Here is a 7,704-nt window from a genome sequence, read left to right as displayed (position 1 = left end):
GAGCTGTTCTTCATCGTTGTCTATGAGCAAATGTACCGATGAACACCCCATGGTACTTTGCAGCTGCTGGATAAACTCGGTGATAACAACATCGCGGCCTTTGGAATAATCGATCTTTGAAAGCCCATCTTCCAATCGTTCAGCATAAGCACCCTGCCCCTGGAGTAACGCCTTAAAGCGGGCCCTTAATTTACCACTAAAAATATCGGCGATTAAAAAGACCGCCATACCAGCAAGTACTATGACGATATAAGGCATGTCCCGGATTAATAAAAAAGACAGTGAATAGACTATTCCGCTTATACCACCGACCACGAGGGAGTAAAGAATAAAAGAAATAAGCGAACTAGCCACAGAACGAATATCAATAAGCCGGGTTATGGAAATACCGTATCCGAGGGTAAAAGCAAGCAATGTACCGCCCAGCATCATAAACGGATAGGTCCACACCAGTCCGAACTGAACCGGAAGCAGGACCGCAAGCGAAAAGGTGACGATATACCCCGATAAAAGGCCAACCACCACCAAAAGAGTTTGTAGTTTATAAATCTGACTTTTAAAAAACAATCGACGAATAAACAATACAAGGGCGCTCAGAATTCCTAGAGCAAAGCCTCCTGCGGTAACAGGAATAAAGAGAGACCCGCGGACATGGACGAGCTCTCCAGCTTCCCAGCTAACCTGTACTTCGTACATATCGGAAAAAAGGATGACTAAGCCAAGGGCGATCCAGAAAAGCATGCCCACTGTACGTAATAGTCGTACATTCCGTTCGTAGGGAAAGGAAAATGCAAGTAAAAACACAATAATATGGGTCCCTGCTACAGCTGTAGCAGTAAGACGGATAAAAAAGAGCGCAGCACCAGGATAGCGTGACAGAGCTGCTGAATAACCGGCGCCCAACCCCAAAGCCGCAACGGCGGCAGCTATACAGTAATAAAATATAAGCTGGGTGTTCTGTGATTCAGCACTGCGGAATCGGACCCTGAATCCATAAATAAGCAATGTTAGTGATAAGGCATAATTTAGAATGGAGATAATCATGGGTTACTCCTGAACCTTTGCAACGAGGACCGTAACGTCATCTCGCAATTTTGTGCCCGCTGCATGTTTGAACACGAGATCTGATAATTTTTGAACAAATTCCTGGGCTGAGCAGCGGGACTCATCTACCACAAAATCGATCCATCCTTCCGTATCTCCGAGCATTTCACCCTGCTCGTTGCTTACCTCTGAAACACCGTCGGATGCCATGAGAATCACATCCCCGGGAAGCAGCTTCACCGTATCAACCCCTACCGTATCAAGGTCCAATATACCGACTACGCTGCAGTTGGATCCCAATCGGCGGATTTGCCGGCCTGCCTTCGTTTCAGAAATAATAAGCGGGTCAGCCATGGAAGCATTTACATAGGAAAGTTCCATTTTTTTAGTGTCTAAAAGCCCCAAAAACAGAACCGTGTATTTATCCTGCAGCTTCATGCCCTTTATAGCGGCGTCTACAGTCCGAACCACCTGTTCGAGGTCATCCTTCTTTTCCATAATGCGAATGGTGTTGACCACAATTCCCATGATTAGGGCTGCCGCAAGCCCCTTTCCCGATACGTCCCCCAGGAGCAGCAGTGTCCGATCTGAGTCGATCTGCAGCACATCGTAATAATCGCCAGAAACATTCACCAGGGGTTTAAAATAGGAAGCCAGTTCTACTTTAGGAATTTCAGGCAGTTTTTTAGGCAAAAAAGCCCGCTGAGTTTCGGCAACCATGGACCATTCTTTTGAAACCGCCGCTATGGCAAACATTTTCTCTATTGTTTCATTTCGTTTCAGGAAGGTGGTATATTCGGCAAAAATCTGCGGAAAAATCTCCTCATCCATATTCCTGACAAAGCGCATAAATACATAGCAATGCAGATTTCCGCTGACTACAAAAAAGCCACGGCTCTTGCGGTGGTTCGAAACAAGATCCAGATTGTCATCAAAAAAATAAATACCGTCTCGCCATGATTCATAATGACGGACAAGTTCATCAAATACATGCTGATCCATACCAATAATGGTTGGACTGTTATACACCATGTATCGCTTGGACATGTCCATAAACATAACGGTACTGTCAGCCCTAGTCTCCAGTATTTCTCGGAATGCGCTGATTAAGTCACCGATGGTAAAACAGAAACGGAGCCGGTCAACAAAATTAACCAGCAAAAGTGTATCGCCCTTATTAAAAAAGAGGTTTTTTAAGTAACCAGTAATACGCTGAGTAATATTACTATATAAAAGCCGCAGCAACACAAAACCGGTACCTGCGACAAGAATCGTTCCCAGAAATTGGATGTCACGGCTGAGAAGCGGTGTTATGGTCGCAAAAAGGATCATAACAACTATCAGCGTGCTTATTTCCAGGGACTTAACAATAGTTCTATACATAATGCACCGCCTCTTCCTTTATACTGTTAGTCTGCCAGAATTGTCAATTTTGAATTATTTCTCTAATAAATGACATTAATACAGACAGGGCGTTTTCGTTATGGCCACCTTCAGGAATAATGATATCCGCATACACCTTGGTGGGCTCTATAAATTCAAAGTGTCCCGGACGCACCACATTGATATACTGTTCGATAACCGAATCGACCGTCCTACCCCGCTCATGTATGTCCCGCTGCAGACGTCTAATAAAGCGTATATCATCAGGAGTATCGACAAATATTTTTAAATCGATAAGATCCCGCACCATTTTATTGGTATAGATCATAATTCCTTCGAAAATAATTAACTTTTTTGGTTCTATATGGACCGTCTCAGCCTTTCGTCGGTGATGTACAAAGTCGTATTGAGGCATTTCGATAGATTTCCCATCTTTCAGTTTTAAAAGATGATCAATTAAAAGATCATTATCAAAAGCTTCGGGATGGTCAAAATTAAAGGCAGTTATATTGTTATTTGAAATGAATTCAGCGGATTTGTAATAATTATCCTGGGCAAGAAAGACAAAATCAGAAAAGAGCTCAGAAATTTTTCTGACAATCGTTGTTTTTCCGGAACCTGAGCCCCCGCAAATACCGATGACCTTGCAATCACTCATCAGGAAAAGCCTCCGCCGGTCAGTATACCCTAAGGCTTATGGGGGCGCAACAGTACCGGCGGAAAAGGTATTTTTATTTTCCGAACACTCCAAAACCGTTGAGGAACACAAGTACAATAAGCGCAGGGCTAATATATTTTATAAATATATACACCAATGTAAGATACCATTTTTTCCCCTTTTCCTGACCGGCTAGTTCATTCAAAAAATCAGACTTTCGCAGTCTCCAGCCAGCCACAATAGCAATCGCGAGGCCTCCCAGAGGAAGCAAAAGATTTTGCTGGATATAGTCAAAAAGGTCAAAGAACCCCATCTTAAAGAGCTGTACCTCCTTCCAAGGGCCAAGGGACAACGTGGCAGGAATACCAAGAACAATAATTCCCAAAGCTGTTATTATAACCGCTTTAGGCCGGGGCAACTTCATTTTGCCGCTGAGCCAGGCAACCGGTACTTCGATAAGGCTTATCATGGCCCCTGTTGCAGCGAGGGCGGAAAGCAGGAAAAAGAGTACGGTAAAGAAATTCCCGAAGGGCATTTTGGAAAACACCGCGGGAATAGAAATAAAGAGCAGCGAAGGGCCTGATGCAGGTTCAAAACCAAAAGCAAATACGGCGGGGAAAATGGCCAAACCTGCAAGAATTGAAACGAGGGTATCAGCGAGAGCAACCCGTCCTGCATTAGGCACGAGGCGGACCGATTCAGGCATATAGGAACCATAGGTTGTCATAGTTCCCATCCCTAAAGAAAGCTTGAAAAAAGCAAGTCCCAAGGCAGAAAGTATAACAGTGCCGCTTAGCTTGCTAAAATCAGGGGCAAATAAAAAAGTGACCCCCTTAAAAGCCCCTGGCAGGGTGAGAGCCCTGATATCACAGAGCAACAACAAGGCAAGCAAAATCGGCATGGTAAGCTTGGTCGCGGCTTCTATTCCCTTAGACACGCCAGCTGCGACAATTAAAGACACAAAGACAACTACCCCAATCTGCCATATGAGGGGTTCCCAGGTACCGCTTGCCAGGGCAGCAAAATCTTGAGCGCTCAAAGGTCCTGTCCCGCGAAAGGCGGCCATGAAGGATTTTACAATATAACTAAAAACCCAACCTGCCACATCAGAATAAAAGGCCATGATGAGAAAAGCCGCTACAACCCCCGCATACCCAATAAGAACCCAAAAGCCTTCACGGGGCACAACTGTTGCATAACTTGCAACCGCGTCTTTTCGCATTTTTCTTCCAATCGCATGTTCGGCCACCAAGATGGGCAGTCCCACCAATGCCACTGCTAAGAGATAGGTCAGCACAAATGCTGCCCCGCCATTTACCCCTGCGAGGTATGGAAATTTCCAAATATTACCCAAACCAACCGCGGAAGCAACCGTTGCCGTAAAGGCACCAAGCGAAGAAGCAAAACCATCACGTTGCTTAGTCATACAAGTCCCTTTAATGTTAAAAAATCACCCTTATGTATAAAAAAGGCTTTATATACTACCATACATAGCAGCAGTATATAAAGCCTATTAAATATCTTCACTATAAATTAAGGGCTCGCTCAAGAACCTCTACTGATTGTTTCGCAGTTCGGAGAGGGGAATCGGCTGAGGAGAGCTTTCTTCCCCTTCTACCTTAGCAAGTTCCTCCAGAAGTTCCCGGCCCCGTTTGGAAAGCTTGGTGGGAATTTGTATCATGAGTTTAATATACAAATCTCCCCTTCGCCCGCCTGAAGGAATACCCTCTTCACGGATACGGAGCATCTTGCCGTTTTGGATACCAGCAGGAATTTTAACCTTTATCTTCCTGCCATCCAAGGTGGTAACATACAGTTCAGCTCCAAGCGCTGCCTGAGTAATGGATATGGGAACTGCACAGTATAAATCCAATCCATCCCGTTCAAAGTATTCATGGGGCTTAATCCTGATAAACACATACAGGTCGCCATAGGGCCCGCCATTGGGACCCACATCTCCCTGATTCGGGATGACAACCCGCTTCCCCTCCTCGATACCTGGTGGAACGGTAACCACGATTTTCTGCTTCTTTTTCTGGGTACCGCTTCCCCCGCAGTCTCTACAGGGATGCTCAATCACATACCCTTCTCCGCCACAGGTTGGACAGGGACTTGCGATAGAGAAAAAGCCCTGGCTCCTGCGGATTTGGCCCGTACCGCCGCAGGTCGTACAGACCTTTCGGCCAGCGCCCCCTGCAGCGCCTGTACCGTGGCAGGTGGAACAGGCTTCGTTCCGCGTATATTGAATGTCTACCTTGGTTCCGAAAACCGCATCCTTAAAGGGTATTTCGACATCATATCTTAGATTTGCGCCCTGGCGCAGCCCCGATGAGGACTGGGAGGAGCGCCTGCTGCCACCCCCAAAAAAGGTATCGAAGATACCAGAGAAATCTCCAAAAATATCTTCGAAATCCCGGAAGGCCGAGGAGAAATCCTGCTGGCCCCCGCCCATGCCTTCCACTCCGGCGAATCCGAACTGATCATAGGCAGCCCGTTTCTGATCGTCGGAGAGGACCTCATAGGCCTCGGTGGCCTCCTTGAATTTTTCCTCCGCCTCCTTATTACCCGGATTTTTGTCCGGGTGATATTGGATGGCGAGTTTTCTATAAGCCTTCTTTATATCATCCTTGGATGCGCCTTTCTGAAGACCCAAGACTTCGTAGTAATCACGTTTGGCCACGTCGGCATCCTTTTTCACAGGTTATTTTTTGTCATCATCGACTACTTCGTAGTCTACATCTTCGGCCGAACGGGTTCCGGAACCGCCTGAGGCACCGGCATCTCCTGCAGCACCGGCACTAGGCTGAGTACCTGCATTCTTGTACATTTCCTCTGCCAGTTTATAGGAAGCCTGTTTCAGAGCCTCAGTTTTAGCCTTTATAGCCCCCACATCGCTTCCTTCCATTGCCTTCTTAAGATCCGCAACGGCTTCTTCGATACGGGACTTGTCAGCGGGGCTTACCTTGTCACCCAGGTCCTTAAGGCTCTTTTCAGTTGTATAGATGAGCGTATCCGCCTCGTTCCGAGCCTCAGCCCGTTCACGCTCACGCCGATCTTCTTCGGCATGGGCTTCTGCTTCCTTGACCATACGCTCGATATCGGCTTCGCTGAGGCCGCTGGAGCTTTCGATCCGAATCTTCTGTTCTTTTCCGGTGCCCAGGTCTTTTGCGGATACATGGACAATACCGTTAGCGTCTATATCAAAGGTAACTTCAATCTGAGGAACACCGCGGGGTGCCGGAGGAATACCTACCAGGTCAAAACGTCCCAGCGTTCGGTTCTGGCTTGCCATTTCCCGCTCACCCTGGAGAACATGGATAGAAACCGCAGTCTGTCCATCGGCGGCGGTGGAGAAAATCTGGCTCTTCCTGGTGGGAATGGTGGTATTCCGCGGTATCAGCTTGGTCATGACGCCGCCAAGGGTTTCGATACCCAGTGACAGGGGGGTAACATCCAAAAGGAGTACGTCCTTAACATCGCCGCCCAAGATACCGCCCTGGATTGCAGCACCAATGGCTACCGCTTCGTCAGGGTTAACGCCCTTATTGGGCTCCTTGCCAAACAGGTCCCGTACCAGCTTCTGAACCGCAGGAATTCGGGTAGAACCGCCGACAAGGATAACTTCATCAATCTGGTCAGCCGTGAGTCCCGCATCGGCCAGAGCCTTTCGGCATGGTTCCTTGGTCCGTTCAAAAAGGTCATCCACCATCTGCTCAAATTTTGCCCGGGTCAAGGTTTTTTGCAGGTGCTTTGGACCCGATGCATCGGCGGTGATAAAGGGAAGATTTATCTCCGTACTCTGTACTGCAGAAAGTTCAATCTTTGCTTTCTCGGAGGCTTCCCGAATCCGCTGCAGGGCCATGCGGTCCTTGCCAAGATCAATTCCCGTATCTTTTTTGAACTCATCAATAAGCCATTCCATTATCCGGCGGTCAAAATCGTCGCCTCCCAAGTGGGTATCGCCGTTGGTGGATTTGACTTCAAAGACCCCTTCGCCCAGTTCAAGAATAGAAATATCGAAGGTACCACCGCCAAGGTCATACACAGCAATAACCTTTTCCTTTTTCTGGTCCTTGTTAAAACCGAAGGCAAGGGCTGCGGCGGTCGGTTCGTTGATGATACGCTTAACCTCAAGACCAGCGATTTTGCCCGCGTCTTTGGTTGCCTGCCGCTGGGCATCGTTAAAATAAGCGGGTACCGTGATGACCGCCTCGGTTACCGGTTCACCCAGGTAATCTTCTGCGGTCTTTTTCATTTTCTGCAGAATAAAGGCAGAAATTTCCTGCGGGGAATAGAGTTTACCCTGAATATCGACCCGTACATCATCGCCCTGTTCAACTACTTTGTAGGGCACTAATTTCATTTCGCTGGTTACTTCAGCATAGCGGCGGCCCATAAACCGTTTAATAGAATAGACGGTATTTTCGGGGTTGGTAATCATCTGGTTCTTGGCGGGCTGACCGACAACCCGTTCACCCTTGCTTGTAAAACCAACAATAGACGGTGTCGTACGACCACCTTCGGAGTTCTGGATTACTACCGGTTCGCCTCCTTCCAGGACGGCGACACACGAGTTGGTAGTTCCAAGGTCAATTCCTATAATCTTACCCATACAATGC

General features: G+C 47.4%; 6 protein-coding genes. All 6 read right to left on the bottom strand.

Translation table 11 applies throughout. The features are described 5' to 3' along the window. The coding region (locus Q7P68_RS11155) for a hypothetical protein (protein ID WP_304225670.1) at positions 1–1,044 on the bottom strand (1,044 nt) is incomplete at its 3' end. A gap of 3 nt (positions 1,045–1,047) precedes the next feature. Continuing rightward, positions 1,048–2,427, bottom strand: a complete 1,380-nt coding sequence (locus Q7P68_RS11150) for a PP2C family protein-serine/threonine phosphatase (protein WP_304225668.1) — start codon at positions 2,425–2,427, stop codon at positions 1,048–1,050. A 43-nt stretch (positions 2,428–2,470) separates the two neighbouring features. Next, on the bottom strand, positions 2,471–3,085 hold the full coding sequence (udk, locus tag Q7P68_RS11145; protein ID WP_304225666.1) for a uridine kinase: 615 nt from the start codon (positions 3,083–3,085) through the stop codon (positions 2,471–2,473). A 73-nt stretch (positions 3,086–3,158) separates the two neighbouring features. Beyond that, on the bottom strand, positions 3,159–4,511 hold the full coding sequence (locus Q7P68_RS11140) for a sodium-dependent transporter (protein ID WP_304225665.1): 1,353 nt from the start codon (positions 4,509–4,511) through the stop codon (positions 3,159–3,161). 129 nt (positions 4,512–4,640) lie between these two features. Next, positions 4,641–5,765 (bottom strand): molecular chaperone DnaJ, encoded by a 1,125-nt coding sequence (gene dnaJ, locus Q7P68_RS11135; RefSeq protein ID WP_304225663.1) that lies wholly within the window; start codon positions 5,763–5,765, stop codon positions 4,641–4,643. A gap of 21 nt (positions 5,766–5,786) precedes the next feature. Next, a complete protein-coding gene (dnaK, locus tag Q7P68_RS11130) occupies positions 5,787–7,697 on the bottom strand; it encodes a molecular chaperone DnaK (RefSeq protein ID WP_304225661.1) in 1,911 nt (636 codons plus the stop codon). Positions 7,698–7,704: the final 7 nt, after the last annotated feature.

The sequence above is a fragment of the Gracilinema caldarium genome, assembly GCF_029265695.1.
Taxonomy (GTDB): domain Bacteria; phylum Spirochaetota; class Spirochaetia; order Treponematales; family Breznakiellaceae; genus Gracilinema; species Gracilinema caldarium_A.
The sequence above is the reverse complement of the archived record's forward strand: the minus strand, read 5'-3'. Positions and strand labels throughout refer to the sequence as shown.